Genomic DNA, 18,437 nt, shown 5'->3' on the forward strand with positions numbered 1-18,437 from the left:
GTTGGATTCCTTCACGCGTCAGTCGCCCCAATATGGGGGTGGGCAGGACGGTCTACAAGGGTGAAGTGGAAACTGGCGTGATCGCCTGGTTTTGAGTCGATTTGACCCGCTCTGAATTTGCCGACTTCACTCCATGAATTGGGCTACAGCGCAGCGAGAAAATTCCGACGCTGTTATCGCAGCGCCGAAATTAACTCAAATCGGGGGTGGGGAGCTATAGGACAGCGAACGTGCCCTGTGCTTTTGCGACAAGTCTTTCGCCTTGGTACACGTCGGCCTCGACCACCAGGGTGCGGCGACCGGTGTGGATCACCCGGCTGGTGCACAGCACATCACCGTCTTCCACGGCGCGAATATAGTTGATCTTGCATTCGATGGTGGCGCTCTGCTGGTCGAAACCGTGGGCGCTGGAACACGCCAGGCCCATGGTTATATCCACTAGGCTGAAAATCGCCCCGCCATGGAGCTTGCCCGCGCGGTTGCGCAGGTGCGGCTCCAGGGTCAGGGCTACCTCGGCAACGCCTTCTTCCAGGCGTTGCAGGCGGCAGCCGATCAGTTCGCTGAATGCGCTCTGGGTCAAACCGGCCGGAATCTCCATCAACGCTTCTTCAGCTGTTTAGCGTTGGCAAACAGCGACGCCATGGCGTTGTTGCTTGGCGCGGCAGTCGCGGTTTCCTTGCGCGGCGCGTTGTTCTGCGACTGGCGCGGCGCCGAACCGGGGCGAGCACCACGTGCGCCGTCGATTTTCTCCCCGGGGGTGTCGCTCATGCGCATCGACAGGCCGACGCGTTTGCGCGGGATGTCGACTTCCATGACCTTGACCTTGACCACGTCACCGGCTTTGACTGCCTCACGTGGGTCCTTGATGAACTTCTCCGAAAGCGCGGAGATGTGTACCAAACCGTCCTGATGCACGCCGATGTCCACGAATGCGCCGAAGTTGGTCACGTTAGTCACCACGCCTTCGAGGATCATGCCCGGTTGCAGGTCCTTGAGGTCTTCGACGCCGTCCTGGAACTCGGCGGTCTTGAACTCCGGGCGCGGGTCGCGACCCGGTTTCTCCAGTTCTTGCAGGATATCGGTGATGGTCGGCACACCGAAGGTCTCGTCGGTGTACTTCTTGGGGTCCAGGCGCTTGAGGAACGCGGCATCACCGATCAACGAACGGATATCGCGGTCGGTCTCGGCGGCAATGCGTTGCACCAATGGGTAAGCTTCCGGGTGAACCGCAGAGGCGTCCAGCGGGTTGTCACCGTTCATTACGCGTAAGAAACCAGCAGCCTGTTCAAAAGTTTTTTCACCCAGACGTGCGACTTTTTTCAGCGCAGCACGGGTTTTGAACGCGCCATTTTCGTCGCGATGGCTGACGATGTTCTGCGCCAGGGTGGCGTTGAGGCCGGAGATTCGCGCCAGCAGGGCGACGGACGCGGTGTTCACATCCACGCCCACGGCGTTTACGCAGTCTTCCACCACCGCATCCAGGCCGCGTGCCAGTTTCAGCTGCGACACGTCGTGCTGGTACTGGCCGACGCCGATGGATTTAGGGTCGATCTTCACCAGTTCGGCCAGCGGGTCTTGCAGGCGACGGGCGATGGACACCGCGCCACGGATCGACACATCGAGGTCCGGGAATTCCTTGGAGGCCAGCTCCGACGCCGAGTACACCGAAGCGCCTGCTTCGGAGACCATGACCTTGGTCATCTTCATGGCTGGGTATTTTTTGATCAGCTCGGCGGCCAGCTTGTCGGTTTCGCGGCTGGCGGTGCCGTTGCCGATGGCGATCAGGTCCACCGCGTGCTTGGCGCACAGGGCGGCCAGGATCGCGAGGGTCTGGTCCCACTTGTTGTGCGGTACGTGTGGGTACACGGTGGCGTGGTCCAGCAGCTTGCCGGTGGCATCGACCACCGCGACCTTGCAACCAGTGCGCAGGCCCGGGTCGAGGCCCAGGGTGGCGCGCGGGCCGGCCGGTGCGGCCAACAGCAGATCGTGCAGGTTGTGGGCGAACACGTTGATCGCCTCGGTTTCGGCGCCGTCGCGCAGCTCGCCCAGCAGGTCGGTTTCCAGATGGGTGTAAAGCTTGACCTTCCAGGTCCAGCGCACCACTTCGCCGAGCCACTTGTCCGCCGGGCGGTTCTGGTTCTGGATGCCGAATTGTTGACCAATCATGCCTTCGCACGGGTGCATGGTGCCCGGCAACTCGTCACCGACTTTCAACGCGGAGCTGAGAATGCCTTCGTTGCGGCCGCGGAAAATCGCCAGGGCGCGGTGGGACGGCATGCTTTTGAGCGGCTCGTCATGTTCGAAATAGTCGCGGAACTTGGCGCCTTCTTCCTCTTTGCCGGCGATAACGCGGGCGCTGAGGATGGCTTCTTGCTTGAGGTAGGTACGCAGTTTTTCCAGGAGGCTGGCGTTTTCGGCAAAGCGCTCCATCAGGATGTACTTGGCGCCCTCGAGGGCGGCCTTGACGTCGGCGACGCCTTTTTCCGCGTCGATGAAGCGCGCGGCTTCGGTTTCCGGGGTCAGCGATGGGTCGTTGAACAGGCCGTCGGCCAAATCACCCAGGCCGGCTTCCAGGGCGATCTGGCCCTTTGTACGACGTTTCTGTTTGTATGGCAGGTAAAGGTCTTCGAGGCGGGTCTTGGTATCCGCGAGTTTGATGTCGCGTTCCAGTTGAGGAGTCAACTTGCCCTGTTCCTCGATGCTGGCGAGGATGCTGATACGCCGTTCGTCGAGTTCTCGCAGGTAGCGCAGGCGCTCTTCCAGGTGACGCAGTTGGGTGTCGTCGAGGCTGCCGGTTACTTCTTTTCGGTAACGGGCGATGAAGGGCACGGTGGAGCCTTCATCCAGTAGAGCGACGGCCGCTTCGACCTGTTGTGGGCGTACACCGAGTTCCTCGGCGATGCGGCTGTTGATGCTGTCCATAAAACCACCTGAAATTCTTAAAATCAGCGCGCCGGCCCGTAAAAACAAGGCTCGGCGAGGCTGGTTGAGCGGCCCGACTGGCGCCGCTGCCTGGGTCAAGAGGCTGGCTATTGACCCTCGAAATCGAAAAAGTCACGACAAGCGGGTAAAAAAAGCCCGGCAGCAAACGGTAACGATCTGACGTTGCCCTGCACGGAGGCGCCGCATTATAACCAGCGTTCCGCCCTTGGGGGCTACTGCGCCGCAGCTTGTAGGGCGCGGGTTCGCTGGCAGTAGATGAAAAATCTGCTAACAATGCACACGGTGCGTATAACGGCAGCTACGCCATAATGCGCGCCGAGATAAGAGGAGCATCCAATGAGCAGCACCGCACAAACTGCTGAAGGCGAAAAAATTCTCATCGTTGATGACGATCCGGGGCTGAGCAGCCTGCTGGAGCGTTTTTTCAACTCCAAGGGCTATCGCGCCCGGGCGGTGCCGAACACCGAGCAGATGGATCGTCTGTTAGGGCGTGAAGTCTTCAACCTGGTCGTACTCGACCTGATGCTGCCCGGCGAAGACGGCCTTACTGCCTGTAAACGCCTGCGCGGTGCTAACAACCAGATCCCGATCATCATGCTCACCGCCAAGGGCGATGAACTGAGCCGTATCAAGGGCCTGGAACTGGGGGCTGATGACTACCTGGCCAAGCCTTTCAACCCCGATGAGCTGATGGCGCGGGTCAAGGCCGTATTGCGTCGCCAGGCACCGGCGGTACCGGGCGCACCGGGCAGCGAAGACGAAAGCGTCACCTTTGGCGACTACGAACTGTCGCTGGCCACCCGTGAGCTCAAGCGCGGTGAAGAAGTGCACATGCTCACCACGGGTGAATTCGCAGTGCTCAAGGCCTTGGTCATGAACGCTCGCCAGCCGCTGACCCGTGACAAACTGATGAACCTGGCCCGTGGCCGGGAATGGGACGCACTGGAGCGCTCCATCGACGTGCAGATTTCCCGACTGCGCCGGATGATCGAGCCGGACCCGTCCAAGCCGCGGTATATCCAGACGGTGTGGGGTGTGGGTTATGTGTTTGTGCCGGATGGCACCGCAACCAAGTGACCGATGATTTGCAGGGGCGGGTATCCTGGCGTTTGACCCCATGAGGGTCGACGGGATGCCCGGCGTCTGCAATTCTGCGAGCACCGCTCGTTCCTGCAAGGTGTGCAGCTTTCATCTATGAAAACCCCGCTGTGGTTCCCGCAAAGTTTCTTCTCCCGCACCCTCTGGCTGGTGCTTATTGTCGTTCTGTTTTCCAAGGCACTCACGTTGGTTTATCTGCTGATGAACGAAGACGTGCTGGTGGATCGGCAGTACAGCCATGGCGTCGCCCTGACATTGCGTGGTTATTGGGCGGTAGACCCTGAGAACCGCGAAAAGGTAGCCAAGGCATCGACCCTCACTCGAGTTGACGGCGCCGGTGTGCCTGAAGGCGAGCAACATTGGCCCTACAGCGAGATTTACCAGCGCCAGATGCAGGCCGAATTGGGCGCCGATACCGAGGTGCGGCTTCGTATGCATGTTTCGCCTGCGTTGTGGGTGCGAGCGCCAAGCCTGGGGGATGCGTGGATCAAGGTTCCGCTTTATCCGCACCCGCTGCGTGGGCAAAAAATCTGGAACGTGTTGGGTTGGTTCCTGGCCATTGGCTTGCTCTCAACGGCGTCGGCGTGGATCTTCGTCCGCCAGCTCAACCAACCCCTCAAGCGCCTGGTGTTTGCCGCTCGCCAACTGGGCCAGGGGCGTAGTGTGCGCTTGCCGGTCAGCGACACGCCCAGTGAGATGACCGAGGTGTACGGCGCCTTCAACCAGATGGCAGAAGATGTCGAACAGGCCGGGCGCGAACGCGAGTTGATGCTGGCGGGGGTGTCCCATGACTTGCGCACGCCGCTGACGCGATTGCGTTTGTCCCTGGAATTGATGGGTGACCATACCGACCTCACCGATGACATGGTGCGCGACATCGAAGACATGGACGCCATCCTGGACCAGTTCCTGGCGTTCATCCGCGACGGGCGGGATGAGGTGGTCGAGGAGGTCGACCTCACGGAGCTCGTGCGTGAGGTGGTTGCGCCCTATAACCAGAACGGTGAGCAGGTGCGCACGCGCCTGGAGCCGATCCAGCCGTTCGCATTACGCCGGGTGTCGATGAAGCGCCTGCTGAACAACTTGATTGGCAACGCCTTGCACCATGCTGGTTCCGATGTGGAAGTGGCGGCGTACGTTTCTGGCGACAGTGCCGCACCTTACGTGGTGCTGAGCGTGATGGACCGTGGCACAGGAATCGACCCGGCGGAACTGGAAGGTATCTTCAACCCCTTCACCCGTGGCGACCGAGCCCGAGGAGGCAAGGGCACCGGGTTGGGGTTGGCGATTGTGCGGCGGATTGCGTCGATGCATGGCGGCAATGTTGAGTTGCGCAACCGGGAAGGCGGCGGGTTGGAGGCGCGGGTGCGGCTGCCGTTGGGGTTGATGCTGCCTAGAGACGCCGTCTAACAAGCAATATGAATGCAAATGTGGGAGCTGGCTTGCCTGCGATAGCGGTAGTTCATTCAACGACGATGTTGAATGTACCGGCGTCATCGCAGGCAAGCCAGCTCCCACAGTGGTTTGCGGCGTGTGGCAGATGTGAGTATTCAGCCCTTTCCCTTGGTCCGAGTCATATTCGGCCCGCCATTCTTTTCCAGATGCTGAATGATGATCCCTGCCACATCCTTACCGGTGGTGGTCTCGATTCCTTCCAGGCCCGGCGATGAGTTTACTTCCATCACCAAGGGGCCATGGTTGGAGCGCAGGATGTCCACACCCGCCACGCTCAGCCCCATCACCTTGGCTGCCCGTAGCGCGGTCATGCGTTCTTCCGGGGTGATCTTGATCAGGCTGGCGCTGCCACCACGGTGAAGGTTGGAGCGGAACTCACCGGGCTTGGCCTGGCGCTTCATCGCCGCAATCACCTTGTCGCCTACCACGAAGCAGCGAATGTCCGCGCCGCCAGCTTCCTTGATGTATTCCTGCACCATGATGTTCTGCTTGAGGCCCATGAACGCCTCAATCACCGACTCCGCTGCCGTTGCTGTTTCACACAGCACCACGCCGATGCCCTGGGTGCCTTCCAGCACCTTGATCACCAGCGGTGCGCCATTGACCATCTCGATCAGGTCGGGAATGTCATCCGGGGAGTGGGCAAAACCGGTGACCGGCAGGCCGATGCCCCGGCGCGACAGCAGTTGCAGGGAGCGCAGCTTGTCCCGCGAGCGTGCAATGGCCACGGATTCATTCAGCGGAAACACCCCCATCATTTCAAACTGGCGCAATACCGCGCAGCCATAGAACGTCACAGAAGCGCCGATACGCGGGATCACCGCATCAAAGCCTTCCAGGGGCTTGCCCCGGTAGTGGATCTGCGGCTTGTGGCTGGCAATGTTCATGTAGGCACGCAACGTGTCGATCACCACCATTTCATGGCCACGTTCAGTGCCGGCCTCGACCAGGCGGCGGGTAGAATACAGACGCGGGTTTCGCGACAGCACAGCAATCTTCATGCAGCACCTGGGGCAGAAATAGTGGAGACCGGGAACACCGGCTTGTCTTGAACGTACTTGAGGCCCGGATTGACCACCAGCTGGCCGTCAATCAGCGCCTTGGAGCCCAGCAGCAGGCGGTAACGCATGGCTTTGCGACAGGCGAGGGTGAACTCCACCCGCCATACCCGATCACCCAGGGCCAGGGTGGTGCTGATCACGTAGCGCACCTGCGCATGGCCGTTGGAGCTCTTGATGGTTTTCATCGTCACCAGGGGCGCTTCACAGCGCCGGTGACGCAGTTGCACCACGCTGCCCAGGTGCGCGGTAAAACGCACCCACTTTTCACCGTCGCGCTCAAAGGGCTCGATATCGGTGGCGTGCAGGCTTGAGGTACTGGCACCGGTGTCGATCTTCGCGCGCAGGCCTGCGACTCCCAAGTCGGGAAGTGCCACCCACTCACGCAGACCCACAACGGTCAAATGGTCAAATGTCTTCAATATGGTTAACCGGTCAATTCGCCCAGGCTTGAGGAGATACCTCAGCCAACGCTTTGAATGCAGGCTTGGCGAACCAGAAGCCCTGCATCAGAAATATTCCGCAGTCGGACAGGAAGTCGCGCTCGCCGGCACTTTCGATGCCTTCGGCGATGACAGTAACCCCCAACTGCTCACAGATTGTGACAATCCCTCGGACGATGACCTGGCGGACACGATCCTGGTCGACATCGCGAATCAGCGCCATGTCGAGCTTGATCAAGTCAGGTTGGAAATCGGCCAGCAGGTTCAGCCCCGAATAGCCCGCGCCGAAATCGTCGATGGCGGTCTTGAAGCCGAATTCGCGGTATTCACGCAGAATATTCGTCAAATGGCGATAGTTATCTACGTGCTCGCTTTCCAGAGTCTCGAAAATCAGCCGGTCCAGCGGGAAATTGTGCGCTCGGGCGGCCTCCAGAGTGCTGCGGATACACAGTTCCGGGCGATATACCGCATTGGGCATGAAGTTGATGGAAAGGTGAGTCTGCATGCCCAGGGCCGCGGCACCGGCGATGGCCTTGGTCCGGCAACGCTGGTCGAAGCGGTAGCGATTGGTTTCGTTGACCTGAGCCAGCACCGACAGCGCGCCTTCTCCCAGGGGACCGCGCACCAAGGCTTCGTTGGCGAAGATCGAATGGTCACGCAGGTCTACGATAGGCTGGTAGGCGAACGCAAAATCGAACCCCAGAGGCTCGCTTTGCTGGCAACCCACGCACCGCTGGTTGGGCGAGGTGAGTGAAAGGGGAAAGTCGGTCACGGCGTATCCTCGCGAAAACAGGGTGCTACCTGGCGTATCTTAGGTGAGCCTTGGGGTTTATGCGTCGAAGGGTTTCAACGGTAAAGTTGCGACATTTTTCAGAGCGAGGAATTCAAGTGGCTCAAAAGCAGGAAGAGGAAGAGAAGGTCCGGCTGGACAAGTGGTTGTGGGCAGCGCGGTTCTATAAGACCCGCGCTCTGGCCAAGGCCGCTATCGAGAGCGGCAAGGTGCATCATCGCGGCGAGCGCTGTAAACCGGGCAAGGAGCCGCGCGTCGGCGACGAGTTTCAGATTCGTACAGGGTTTGATGAAAAAACCATCGTGGTGCAGGCACTTTCCATCGTACGCCGCGGCGCGCCTGAAGCGCAGGCACTGTATGCCGAGACCGAAGCCAGCATCGCCAAGCGCGAAAACGCTGCAGCCATGCGCAAAGCAGGTGCTTCAGGCCTGACCACTGACGGCAAGCCGAGCAAGAAGCAGCGCCGCGATCTATTCAAATTTCGCGGCAGCGGCAATGACGATTGATTGCACGAGTCGCCCATGCACACTCGATCAAATGTGGGAGCGGGCTTGCCCGCGAATACGGTGGGTCAGGCACAGATGCATTGATTGACACCCCGCATTCGCGAGCAAGCCCGCTCCCACTTTTAGCCCTGGGGGGTTACGGAGTTGTGCGCATGACACTCAACCGCCCAATAACGGGCAACTTGCTCAGTAGCCCGAAAAGCGGCGCCGTCATCCGCAACAAAGCGCCCGACACCTTCGCCGCGAACGGCGTGTAATACCCCCAGCCCAACGCCAACAGCGCCAGCAGTACGCCACCGATGTAGTCGTCCTGTCCCCAGTGCGCGCCCGCGACCAGCCGCGGCATCATGAACAGCAGCGCCAGGCCCCAGATCACCAGCACCTGGCCGATGCGCCGGGCGAACACGCTCATGAACATCGCCCAGATCAATAGCACCGAAGCATGGTCGCCGGGGAAGCTCTGGCTCGAGCGGTCCTTCAATTCCCAGGTTTTCTCCAGCCCTGGGAAAAAGTCGCTCATTTGAATCGCGCCGCTGATGACCATCGACGGGCTACTGTGCTGCCAGCCCATGTGCGCCGCGAGTTTGGAGAACAGCATGCGGACAAACAGCAACAGCAGCAGAATGCCGAGGAAGCCAAAAAACGCCTGGCGCACCTGCACGGCCTTGAACACCCAGTCGCCGCGAATCAGCAGTGCCAGCAAAATCACGCCGACCACTGCATCAAACGGCCGCAGGCTGGCCACGGCCCATATATGCAACCAGGTCGAGTTCGTGGCCAATGGGCCATTGAGCAGATGAAACAGCCACTCGTCGAAAATCACACAGAGCATCTGGCCCGTGGGCCACAGCCAAAAACACAGCAGCCCGATAGCGAGTAGATTGCAAAGAGCCCATCGCCGGAGGTTCCAGTTGGCTTGGAACAAACCCGGATTGTTCATAAACTGTCCCTCATCGCTCTATTCAGCTCCTTGAATTCAGGAGAAGTCGCACCAAGATGGTGCTAAAGCGTTTAATTTTATAAACCTTGTAATCATTTTGTCATCACTTCAGATACCCAGACCTATGACTGATCTACCGGATACCGACTTCACCCAACGCTTCATCTTCGATGAGAGCGATGCCCGCGGCGAGATGGTTTCGTTGGAGCTCAGCTATGCCGAAGTCCTTGCCAAACACGCCTATCCGGAGCCGGTCGCGCAATTGCTCGGCGAGTTGATGGCCGCCGCGGCGCTGCTGGTGGGCACCATGAAGTTCGACGGTTTGCTGATCTTGCAGGCTCGTTCCGAAGGGCCAGTGCCCATGTTGATGATCGAGTGCTCGAGCGAGCGCGAGATCCGTGGTCTGGCCCGTTACGAGCCTGACCAGATTGCCGCAGATGCCACCTTGGCCGACCTGATGCCCAATGGCGTCCTGGCACTGACTGTCGACCCGACCGAGGGCCAGCGGTACCAGGGTATTGTCGACCTCGACGGTCAGACCCTGTCGGAATGCTTCACCAACTACTTCGTTATGTCCCAGCAAGTGGGCACCAAGTTCTGGCTTAACGCCGACGGCAAGCGCGCCCGTGGTTTGCTGGTGCAACAACTGCCGGCCGATCGCATCAAGGATGAGGATGATCGTGCCGAAAGCTGGCGGCATATCATCGCCTTGGCCGACACCTTGAAGGCCGAAGAACTGCTGGGCCTGGACAACGAAACCATCCTGCACCGCCTCTACCACGAAGAGGCCGTGCGCCTGTTCGACGCACAGGGCCTGCATTTTCGCTGCAGTTGCTCGCGCGAGCGTTCCGGTAACGCGCTGGTCAGCCTGGGCCTGGAAGATGCGCAAAACCTGGTGGTGGAACATGGCGGCCATATCGAGATCGACTGCCAGTTCTGCAACCAGCGCTACCTGTTCGATGCGGCTGATGTAGCGCAATTGTTCGCTGGAGCAGGCATCGACACCCCTTCCGACACCCGCCACTAAAACGTTTAAGCACAGGTAAATCACCTGACAAACGCCGGATTAGAGGTGTTCTGACGGGAGGGCCCTACTCTTTTTGGGCTTTTCTGGCATAATCCGGCCCACTTTTTTCGCGGTAGTAGTGCGCAACTTTCTACTACAAAACGTTTGGAGCACTCGGCCATAGGCCGACGGGGAACCTCATGACGCAAGCCAATAACGCCGTATACACCGATCTGAGTGTTGACGATCTGGTCAAAGAAGCCCTGCAGCGCGGTGAAGGCGTGCTTGCCGATACTGGCGCGCTGGTCGTAGAAACCGGTCACCGCACCGGTCGTTCGCCGGTTGACCGTTTCATCGTTGAAGAGCCTTCCACCCAGGACGCCATCGCCTGGGGCCCGATCAACCGCAAGTTCCCGGCCGACAAGTTCGATGCCCTGTGGGCTCGCGTCGAGGCGTTCAATAACGCGCAAGAGCATTTCGTTTCCCATGTTCACGTAGGGGCTGCAGAAGACCACTACCTGGCCGTGAAAATGACCACCCAGACTGCCTGGCAGAACCTGTTCGGTCGTTGCCTGTTCATCAACCCGGCCCAGTACAACCCGGCCGGTCGTGAAGAGTGGCAAGTGCTCAACGTGGCCAACTTCGAGTGCGTGCCAGAGCGTGACGGCACTAACTCCGACGGTTGCGTGATCCTCAACTTCGCCCAGAAAAAAGTACTGATTGCCGGCATGCGTTACGCCGGTGAAATGAAAAAAGCCATGTTCTCGGTGCAGAACTTCCTGCTGCCGGCTGCCGACGTGCTGCCGATGCACTGCGCCGCCAACATCGGCGAAGCAGGCGATGTGACCCTGTTCTTCGGCCTGTCCGGCACTGGCAAGACCACTCTGTCCGCCGACGAAAGCCGTTACCTGATCGGTGACGACGAGCACGGCTGGGGCGAAGGCGTGGTGTTCAACATCGAAGGCGGTTGCTATGCCAAGTGCATCGACTTGTCCGAGAAGAACGAGCCGGTTATCTGGAAAGCCATCAAGCATGGCGCGGTGCTGGAAAACGTCGTGATCGACGAGGCCAAGCACGCCGACTACGCCGATGTCAGCCTGACCCAGAACAGCCGTGCCGCCTACCCGCTGGAGCACGTTGCCAAGCGTTCCGAGAAGAACCTGGGCGGCGAGCCAAACGCGGTGATCTTCCTGACTTGCGACCTGACTGGCGTACTGCCGCCTGTGTCGATCCTCAGCGAAGAACAGGCGGCCTACCACTTCCTGTCCGGCTACACCGCTTTGGTGGGTTCGACCGAAATGGGTTCGGGCAGCGGCATCAAGTCGACCTTCTCCACCTGCTTCGGCGCGCCGTTCTTCCCACGTCCGGCTGGCGAATACGCAGAGCTTCTGATCAAGCGCATCCGTGGTTTCGGCTCCAAGGTCTACCTGGTCAACACCGGCTGGACCGGCGGCGGCTACGGCGTTGGTAAACGCTTCAACATCCCGACCACTCGCGGCGTGATTGCAGCGATCCAGAGCGGCGCGTTGATCGGTGCGCAAACCGAACACCTGGACACCATCAACCTCGACGTGCCATTGGCCGTACCGGGCGTTGAAACCGGCCTGTTGAACCCGCGCAACACCTGGGCTGACAAGGCTGCCTACGACGAAGCCGCGAAAGCGCTGGCTGGCCTGTTCATCGAAAACTTCAAGAAGTTTGAAGTCAGCGATGCGATCAAGGCGGCGGGTCCTAAGTTGTAAGACTCGCCGGTTGTAAAAAAGCCGCCTCTTAAGTAGGCGGCTTTTTTATGTGCGAACGATTAGTCGGCCATGTGCAGTACCACTGCACCGACCAGCACCAGGACGACACCTGCCACCTGCACCGCTGACAACCGCTCCTTGAAAAATACAAACCCCAGGATCGCCGCGATCCCTCCAGAGAGCGTACTGATCACCGTCACCACCGACACCGAGCCGGCCATTGCGCCCCACGAAAACGCCGAGAAACCGCCGAGGTTCATCAAGCTCGCTCCGGTCAACGTCGCGCAGTTTTTCAGTGGCGGGATCTTCAGGCCATCCTTGATCTTCAGCACCATTACCACCAGCACGCACAGGCCTACCAGGTAACCCAGCCACAACATGGTGATTGGCCCCAGCGCTGGCAGTGTGTAGCGGCCTTGCAGCCAGAAACTGGTGCCGTACAAGGTTGCGGCGAACATGGCGTAGGCAATGGACAGGCGCGGGTTGTTGTGAGGCGTACCGTTGTCCTTGTGAACGCTGGACAGCACAACGCCGATCACGCACAGGGCGATGCAGCCCAGTTGTATCAGGCTGATGTGTTCACCGCTGGCCCAGGAGAGCAGGGTGGTCACCACTCCATAGGACGTCACCAGCGGCGCGACGATGGCTGCTTTGCCCAAGGCAAAGGCTTTGGACAGCGCAAGGGCGCCGGACACCGTCAGCAGAGCGGCGGCGACGCCCAGGAGCCAAACGCTTAACGGTGCATCAAGGGATTTGAAAAGGAAGGCCGGGAAAATGACCAGCAGGAAGGTCATGATCAAAAAACCGAGAGCTTGGCCGAAATACACTGCGCGTTTAACGCCAACGGCGCGGGCGTTGAGGCCCACCAGAAAGTCCGTGCCGCCCCAGAGCAGAGCGGCCAGCAGGCCCATTGTTACGTCCATGTAAGGTCCTTGTTATTTATACGGCTCGTCAGATGAGCGCAGATCCACTGTGGGAGCGGGCTTGCCCGCGAATGCAATGTATCAGTAACGCAAATATTGGCTGACACGCCGTATTCGCGAGCAAGCCCGCTCCCCCATTTTGTGCTCAGTGTTGCTCAGATCAGCTCAGGTTTTCCAGCGTCTGCGTGTCCCAGCGGTGGGTCTTGATCGCCAGGTAGAGCATGCCGATGGTCAACGGGATCTTGTCACCACGGCCTTTGGCGCGACGCTTCAGGAACACGTCGAACACCGGCGGCTGGAAGTAACGATAAGCGTCGTAGTCGCCCAGGTCGACACCAAAATCCTGCTCCAGCGCCTCCATGAATTGCTTGGCCTCAGCACCATCGCACCCGAGGTCGAAGTTCAGTGAGGTGTGCAAGCCAATGGTCTTGTGTTTTGGCAAGCCGATTTCTTCATGCAGCAATTGCAGGAGCTGCTGCATGACGGGACCTTCGGGGAAGTTGGGAGACAGGTTCATGGTGGGACCAATCATCAAAGGGTGAGTGTTGTTTACCCTGCAATAGATATTCGGGGTGCTCAGCAACCCGATGCCTGTCACAAAGGCGACTATCGGCAGACTTTCAAGCTGTGCCCCTATGATCCAAGACGTGGCATACAACAGAAGTATTGGACCGGTTATCAATAGGCAGAGCCCGAGCCATTTTCTGAGTAGGGGCAACCTTATTGTTCTATCAATTACAGCGGCCAGTATTAAGAAGAGCAGCAAATTGATCCACTGAATGTACTCGTTCATCGCACCAGCCACGCTGGCAATCCCGGTTTGCCAGTACCAAGGCGAATCATCGTGAAGGTGATGCCATAGTGGCTGATGTGTTGAGTCCTTTCGATGGTCACAAAATTATGCCGAGCGCGTTGGGAGAGGGGGCTAGTGTCGTCCAGGCAAAGGGCTTTTCTGTAGAGGGGCAAGACACTGTTTGAGGCAGTTTGGGAAACGGACGACGCGCCGTTTTTTGGTTTCTTACAATGCCTTCCTGCATTTATGACGTGATACCGATTTTGCTGGCTGAACCGAGCAAATGTGGGCGCCGGGTTTGCCCTAAGGCTTTTTGTAGGAGCGAGCTTGCTCCTACAGGTTTAGCTGCGGGGTGGCTGTTCGGTCGCTGAATTGGCAGCGACGAGCCGAACCTTAAAAGTGAGTTTTTTTTCGAGCCAAACAGATGGTTTAGGCGTTCGAAGTTCGATCAGGCACTGAGAGGCCTACCGATACACCGCTCAAAAATCGCTTCCAATCCCCGATAGTCACACGCCACCGCATCAATATTCGCGGGTATCCAGGCCGCATGTTTTACCAACCACCAATTCACCGAAAACCCCGCATTCACGATGATCTGTTCAAACAGGATCCGCTGCGCCCGTCCATTTCCCTCGCGGAAGGGATGAATGACGTTCAGGTCGCCATAAGCTTCAGCGATTTGACGCACAAGGTCAGCCTGAGTCGCACCGACATACCAATTGGCGTCTTGCATATGCCGGACAATTTTTGCCGCTTCCGGTGGAATACGCTCCGGGGTGCAAAACAGCGTGTCGCCTTTCTGGATGTTGACGCTGCGCAGTTCGCCGGCCCAGTCATAAATGTCACCGAACAGGACGCGGTGAATGTGTTGCAGGCGATCAAGGTCGTAGGGCGGCGGAAAGAGTGGAAGGTTGCCTACGGCGATTTCGGATAATTCCCGCTCGGCCTGGTGCAGGCGTGCTTCATCGAGCAAATCGAGGCGGTTGCGCAGGATGCTGCTACCGGGATAGCAGTACGGGTCCTGGCCCACCCCGTATTTGCCGAGCATCAGCTAGAGGTGTTGCGGTACTTGGCAAGGACGGCTTCGCGTGTCGGCAGGGGTTTTTCGACGTCGGTCGGTTGGGTATCGAACCCTTCCAGGCGCAGGCTGGCCAAGTAATTGGAACGCCGGATCTTGTGATAGTGATCCTGTTTTTGCTCAAACGTCAGTTCGCTCATCGCTGCGTCCTCTTGGAAAGCAAGGCTTGATTGTAGCGCAATGCGTAGCTCGGTAGGCGGGATAAAACGCCCGTCACAACTTGTATAAAAAATCTGCCAGCGAGCTCATTTCAGCGTATGTTTCACCGCAAAATCTTGCAGGGCGATTCCGCCCACTACTTAAAGGGAGTTAAGCATGGGTTTGCTTCGTGTCGCCTCGGCGATGTCTTTGTGTGCGGTGGCGTTTTCCGTCCAAGCCGAGCAATTGCCAATTGAGGTGCTCAGCGCGGTGGTCAAGGACCAGAAAATCGCCGATGCCGAAGTGTTGCTGCAACGTAATGGCGCGCAGAACGTGGTGGGCCGTACCAACGCACAAGGCCAGGTAACGCTGACCAGCGAGGCGGCTGATGATGCCAGCAACCTGCTGATCATCAAGAAGCCTGGCTATTCCAACCTGGTGGTGAAGTGCCCGTGCAAAGGCATGACCTATGCCATCAGCCCGGTGATGGAAAATCTCGACGGCCTGCGTGTGGTGTTGACCTGGGGCAAGGCTCCACGTGACCTCGACTCCCATATGATCTTCCCTGGCAATAACATCTTCTTCAACAATAAAAAGGGCACCGACGCCGAACTGGACGTGGATGACACCGATAGCTTTGGCCCGGAGACCATCACCCTGCAGAAAAAGCATTACGGCGAAAGCTACGTCTATGCCGTGCACGACTATTCCAACAGCGGCTCTCCCACTTCCAGCGAATTGTCCAACAGTGAGGCCAAGGTGTTCGTGTACATGGGGCAATCCCTGGTACGCACTTACTATGTGCCGCAGAACCGCACGGGCAACCTGTGGACAGTGTTCCGCATGACCGGCAGTGGCGACTTCCAGGACATCAACACCTTCACCGGCGTGAGAGTTGGCGCCGAAGATGTACTCAACGAGGTCAAGCCTTTGCTGGACGACAGCGTGGCCGTCACCGCCGTGACAGTGAGCTCGTCGGTACAGGCCGATGCGAAGAAGCTGAACCTCAAGGGCGAAGCGGCCTACCAGGGCGGTAACCTGGACCAGGCCATCGACTTCTTCCGTCAAGCCATCGAGCTGGATAACAGCTTCGGCAAGGCTTACGGCAACCTTGGCCTGGCGTATCAGAAAGCCGGCAATACTGCGGAGTCGATCTGGGCCAACCGCAAGGCTATCGCCCTGGCGACCGGTACCAATGCCGCGACCGTGCGTGCCGGTGCCTACTACAACATTGCACGCATCTATGAAGCGGCCGGCCAGTTCCCGGATGCGTTGCGTCATTACCAGTTGGCCAAGGAGCAAAAGGCCAACCCGGTGTATGACACGGCGATCGAGCGGGTGCAGAACCGCTGATTCAGCTGTAGCTCGGTTGTGAAATGTGGGGGAGGGCTTGCCAGCTCCCACATTTGTATCTGCTGCTTCCTGTTACGTTCTCAGAAAAGTCCCACTTCGGCCCTGAGCCATCCCTCCCCCTGTGTATCATCCTGTCTCTTTTTTCCTTGCGACCTTTCTCGATTCGCTGGGATTCCCGGGCTATGTTTTTGAGCCAACTCAGCGGTCAATGGAGTGACAGCCTTATGCACGACACCCTCCAGCAGGTCTTTGGTTACCCACACTTTCGCTTGGGCCAGGAAGAGACGGTCAGCGCCGTGCTGGCTGGGCGATCTGCCGCCGCCATTTTCCCTACGGGCTCGGGCAAATCCTTGTGTTACCAGTTGTCGGCCGTGTTGCTGCCGCACCTGACGTTGGTGGTGTCGCCTTTGCTGGCGTTGATGCAGGACCAATTGGGTTTCCTGCAGCGCCATGGCATTTCGGCGGGCAGTATCGACTCGGCCCAGAGCCGTGATGAGGCCAATGATGTAATGGCCCGTGCGCGGTCGGGGGAGCTCAAAATTCTGATGATTTCCGTGGAGCGTTTGAAGAACGAGCGTTTCCGTAATTTCCTGAACAGCGTGCAGATCTCGTTGCTGGTGGTAGACGAGGCGCACTGTATCTCCGAATGGGGCCACAACTTCCGCCCGGATTATTTGAAGCTGCCGGACTACCAGCGCCAGTTCAACATCCCTCAGGCGCTGTTGCTGACGGCCACGGCCACGCCCAAGGTGATCGCTGACATGCAGGCCAAGTTCGCCATTGCTGCCGAAGATGTAGTGACCACGGGCTTCTATCGGCCCAACCTCAACCTGCTGGTGGAACCCGTCAGCGGCCATGACAAACGCCGCAGGCTGGTGGAGTGGATGAAAGCGCGGGCCAACCAGCCGAGTATCGTCTACGTCACCTTGCAGAAAACCGCCGAGCAGATTGCCGAGCATCTGAACCGCCACGGTATTCAGGCCGAGGCTTATCACGCGGGGCTGCCCCATGAAAAACGCGAAGGTATCCAGCAGCGTTTCATGGGCGGGCGTTCCAATTGCATTGTCGCAACTATCGCGTTTGGCATGGGCATCGACAAGAGTGACATCCGCAATGTCGTGCACTTCGACCTGCCCAAGTCCATCGAGAACTACAGCCAGGAAATCGGCCGCGCAGGGCGTGACGGGCAGCCGTCGGATTGCCTGGTGTTGGCCAACCGCGACAGCCTCAATGTGCTGGAAAACTTCGTGTACGGTGATACGCCGGAGCAGGACGGCATTTTTCGCGTATTGGAGGAGTTGCAGTCCGCGCGTAGTGAAGGGCAGTGGGAGTTCCTGCTCAGGTCGCTGTCGGACCACAGCAATATTCGCGAGCTGCCGCTCAAGACGCTCTTGGTGCAGTTGGAGCTCAAGGGCGTGATCGCGCCGCGCTATGCGTTTTATGCGGAATACCGTTTCAAATACCTGATCGAACCCGAAGCCTTGCTGGCGCGTTTTTCCGGCGAGCGGCAGCAGTTTGTCGCGGCGATCATCCAGGTGTGCAAGCGCGCTAAAACGTGGGCGACGGTCGATTTCGATGCGCTTTATCAACAGCACAATGCCGAGCGTAGCCGGGTGGTGAAGGCACTGGATTATTTTCAGGAGCAGGGCCTGATCGAGCTCGAAAGCAAGCAGATGACTGAGGTCTACAGTTTGCTCGACACCCATTTCGACCCGCACGCGTTAAGCGCCGAGTTATACACAGGCTTCAAGCAGCATGAGGTGACGGAGGTCGCGCGGATTCACGCCATGCTCGACCTGTTCGCCACCGACCACTGCCTGGGGCAGCGTCTGGCGCACTACTTTGGTGATGATAATGCACCCCAGCGTTGCGGGCATTGTTCGGTATGCCACGGCCAGGTCGCCCATCTGCCGGCGCCGCCGAGCCTGCCGCCGCTTGTGGATAAAAACTTCATGGGGCTGTGCGGTGATTTTATCCACAGGCATCATGAGCACACGGGGCACTTGCCGAATGCGGAGCGTTTGACGCGTTTCCTTGGCGGTATCAGCGTACCGTTGTTTACCAAGTTGAAGGCGCGGGGCATTCCCGGTTTTGCTGCGCTGGAAGACTACCCCTACGCCGAGGTGCGCGACTGGGCCCATGCTCAATTGGATCAACTTTGATGAGACTTG

The 18,437-nt window shown here is 58.9% G+C and carries 17 protein-coding genes; 7 read left to right on the forward strand and 10 right to left on the reverse strand.

Annotation, left to right across the window (positions count from 1 at the left end; genetic code table 11):
- Positions 1–214: 214 nt before the first annotated feature.
- Both RHM69_RS22535 and RHM69_RS22540 read right to left on the reverse strand, forming a co-directional pair.
- Positions 215–598, reverse strand: a complete 384-nt coding sequence (locus tag RHM69_RS22535; RefSeq protein WP_014716471.1) for a PaaI family thioesterase — start codon at positions 596–598, stop codon at positions 215–217.
- Positions 598–2,922, reverse strand: a complete 2,325-nt coding sequence (locus RHM69_RS22540; RefSeq protein ID WP_014716472.1) for a Tex family protein — start codon at positions 2,920–2,922, stop codon at positions 598–600. Before RHM69_RS22540 ends, RHM69_RS22535 begins: the two co-directional genes overlap by 1 nt.
- A 357-nt stretch (positions 2,923–3,279) precedes the next feature.
- On the opposite strand from RHM69_RS22540, the gene ompR reads away from it, so the two are divergent.
- A complete protein-coding gene (gene ompR / locus RHM69_RS22545; RefSeq protein ID WP_003187669.1) occupies positions 3,280–4,020 on the forward strand; it encodes a two-component system response regulator OmpR in 741 nt (246 codons plus the stop codon).
- 117 nt (positions 4,021–4,137) lie between these two features.
- Entirely contained in the window at positions 4,138–5,451 is a 1,314-nt protein-coding gene (locus RHM69_RS22550; RefSeq protein WP_014716473.1) for an ATP-binding protein, read from the forward strand.
- A gap of 140 nt (positions 5,452–5,591) precedes the next feature.
- Here RHM69_RS22550 and rimK read toward each other — a convergent pair whose 3' ends face one another.
- The 3 genes from rimK to RHM69_RS22565 are packed head-to-tail and all read right to left on the reverse strand — an operon-like array spanning position 5,592 to position 7,769.
- A complete protein-coding gene (gene rimK, locus RHM69_RS22555; protein WP_003187674.1) occupies positions 5,592–6,497 on the reverse strand; it encodes a 30S ribosomal protein S6--L-glutamate ligase in 906 nt (301 codons plus the stop codon).
- On the reverse strand, positions 6,494–6,943 hold the full coding sequence (locus RHM69_RS22560) for an ATP-dependent zinc protease (RefSeq protein ID WP_169856571.1): 450 nt from the start codon (positions 6,941–6,943) through the stop codon (positions 6,494–6,496). Before RHM69_RS22560 ends, rimK begins: the two co-directional genes overlap by 4 nt.
- 46 nt (positions 6,944–6,989) lie before the next feature.
- Positions 6,990–7,769 carry an EAL domain-containing protein gene (locus RHM69_RS22565; protein ID WP_014716474.1) on the reverse strand — a complete coding sequence of 260 codons (780 nt, stop codon included), beginning with the start codon at positions 7,767–7,769 and terminating at the stop codon, positions 6,990–6,992.
- A gap of 116 nt (positions 7,770–7,885) precedes the next feature.
- Here RHM69_RS22565 and RHM69_RS22570 point away from each other — a divergent pair, with 116 nt between their 5' ends.
- Entirely contained in the window at positions 7,886–8,293 is a 408-nt protein-coding gene (locus tag RHM69_RS22570; protein WP_003236026.1) for an RNA-binding S4 domain-containing protein, read from the forward strand.
- A 136-nt stretch (positions 8,294–8,429) separates the two neighbouring features.
- Here RHM69_RS22570 and RHM69_RS22575 read toward each other — a convergent pair whose 3' ends face one another.
- Complete coding sequence (locus RHM69_RS22575; protein WP_020302422.1) at positions 8,430–9,233, reverse strand: phosphatase PAP2 family protein; 804 nt, start codon at positions 9,231–9,233, stop codon at positions 8,430–8,432.
- Positions 9,234–9,357: 124 nt separating this feature from the next.
- Here RHM69_RS22575 and hslO point away from each other — a divergent pair, with 124 nt between their 5' ends.
- Both hslO and RHM69_RS22585 read left to right on the forward strand, forming a co-directional pair.
- Positions 9,358–10,260, forward strand: a complete 903-nt coding sequence (hslO, locus tag RHM69_RS22580) for an Hsp33 family molecular chaperone HslO (RefSeq protein WP_020302421.1) — start codon at positions 9,358–9,360, stop codon at positions 10,258–10,260.
- A gap of 179 nt (positions 10,261–10,439) precedes the next feature.
- Positions 10,440–11,981 carry a phosphoenolpyruvate carboxykinase gene (locus tag RHM69_RS22585; protein WP_005783824.1) on the forward strand — a complete coding sequence of 514 codons (1,542 nt, stop codon included), beginning with the start codon at positions 10,440–10,442 and terminating at the stop codon, positions 11,979–11,981.
- Between the two features lie 59 nt (positions 11,982–12,040).
- Here RHM69_RS22585 and RHM69_RS22590 read toward each other — a convergent pair whose 3' ends face one another.
- The 4 genes from RHM69_RS22590 to RHM69_RS22605 all read right to left on the reverse strand — a co-directional run bounded on the left by RHM69_RS22590 (position 12,041) and on the right by RHM69_RS22605 (position 14,915).
- Positions 12,041–12,904: an EamA family transporter gene (locus RHM69_RS22590; RefSeq protein ID WP_014716477.1), complete on the reverse strand. Its 864-nt coding sequence runs from the start codon at positions 12,902–12,904 to the stop codon at positions 12,041–12,043.
- Between the two features lie 160 nt (positions 12,905–13,064).
- Positions 13,065–13,421 carry a DUF1493 family protein gene (locus RHM69_RS22595; protein WP_014716478.1) on the reverse strand — a complete coding sequence of 119 codons (357 nt, stop codon included), beginning with the start codon at positions 13,419–13,421 and terminating at the stop codon, positions 13,065–13,067.
- A 724-nt stretch (positions 13,422–14,145) separates the two neighbouring features.
- Entirely contained in the window at positions 14,146–14,745 is a 600-nt protein-coding gene (locus RHM69_RS22600) for a putative adenosine monophosphate-protein transferase Fic (RefSeq protein WP_020302418.1), read from the reverse strand.
- Positions 14,745–14,915: a YhfG family protein gene (locus tag RHM69_RS22605; protein ID WP_020302417.1), complete on the reverse strand. Its 171-nt coding sequence runs from the start codon at positions 14,913–14,915 to the stop codon at positions 14,745–14,747. Before RHM69_RS22605 ends, RHM69_RS22600 begins: the two co-directional genes overlap by 1 nt.
- A 175-nt stretch (positions 14,916–15,090) precedes the next feature.
- On the opposite strand from RHM69_RS22605, the gene RHM69_RS22610 reads away from it, so the two are divergent.
- Both RHM69_RS22610 and RHM69_RS22615 read left to right on the forward strand, forming a co-directional pair.
- Positions 15,091–16,266, forward strand: coding sequence for a tetratricopeptide repeat protein (locus tag RHM69_RS22610; RefSeq protein WP_102666668.1), 1,176 nt, complete (start codon positions 15,091–15,093; stop codon positions 16,264–16,266).
- A gap of 224 nt (positions 16,267–16,490) precedes the next feature.
- Positions 16,491–18,428, forward strand: a complete 1,938-nt coding sequence (locus tag RHM69_RS22615) for a RecQ family ATP-dependent DNA helicase (protein ID WP_014716481.1) — start codon at positions 16,491–16,493, stop codon at positions 18,426–18,428.
- Positions 18,429–18,437 lie beyond the last annotated feature (9 nt).

Source organism: Pseudomonas sp. CCI1.1 (assembly GCF_034348165.1).
GTDB classification, from domain to species: domain Bacteria; phylum Pseudomonadota; class Gammaproteobacteria; order Pseudomonadales; family Pseudomonadaceae; genus Aquipseudomonas; species Aquipseudomonas paracarnis.

Excerpts from the sequence above, each read along its gene's own strand:
- RHM69_RS22535 (WP_014716471.1), bottom strand. The coding sequence starts at position 598 with ATGGAGATTCCGGCCGGTTTGACCCAGAGCGCATTCAGCGAACTGATC.
- RHM69_RS22540 (WP_014716472.1), bottom strand. The coding sequence starts at position 2,922 with ATGGACAGCATCAACAGCCGCATCGCCGAGGAACTCGGTGTACGCCCA.
- ompR (WP_003187669.1), top strand. The coding sequence starts at position 3,280 with ATGAGCAGCACCGCACAAACTGCTGAAGGCGAAAAAATTCTCATCGTT.
- RHM69_RS22550 (WP_014716473.1), top strand. The coding sequence starts at position 4,138 with ATGAAAACCCCGCTGTGGTTCCCGCAAAGTTTCTTCTCCCGCACCCTC.
- rimK (WP_003187674.1), bottom strand. The coding sequence starts at position 6,497 with ATGAAGATTGCTGTGCTGTCGCGAAACCCGCGTCTGTATTCTACCCGC.
- RHM69_RS22575 (WP_020302422.1), bottom strand. The coding sequence starts at position 9,233 with ATGAACAATCCGGGTTTGTTCCAAGCCAACTGGAACCTCCGGCGATGG.
- hslO (WP_020302421.1), top strand. The coding sequence starts at position 9,358 with ATGACTGATCTACCGGATACCGACTTCACCCAACGCTTCATCTTCGAT.
- RHM69_RS22585 (WP_005783824.1), top strand. The coding sequence starts at position 10,440 with ATGACGCAAGCCAATAACGCCGTATACACCGATCTGAGTGTTGACGAT.
- RHM69_RS22590 (WP_014716477.1), bottom strand. The coding sequence starts at position 12,904 with ATGGACGTAACAATGGGCCTGCTGGCCGCTCTGCTCTGGGGCGGCACG.
- RHM69_RS22595 (WP_014716478.1), bottom strand. The coding sequence starts at position 13,421 with ATGAACCTGTCTCCCAACTTCCCCGAAGGTCCCGTCATGCAGCAGCTC.
- RHM69_RS22600 (WP_020302418.1), bottom strand. The coding sequence starts at position 14,745 with ATGCTCGGCAAATACGGGGTGGGCCAGGACCCGTACTGCTATCCCGGT.
- RHM69_RS22605 (WP_020302417.1), bottom strand. The coding sequence starts at position 14,915 with ATGAGCGAACTGACGTTTGAGCAAAAACAGGATCACTATCACAAGATC.
- RHM69_RS22610 (WP_102666668.1), top strand. The coding sequence starts at position 15,091 with ATGGGTTTGCTTCGTGTCGCCTCGGCGATGTCTTTGTGTGCGGTGGCG.
- RHM69_RS22615 (WP_014716481.1), top strand. The coding sequence starts at position 16,491 with ATGCACGACACCCTCCAGCAGGTCTTTGGTTACCCACACTTTCGCTTG.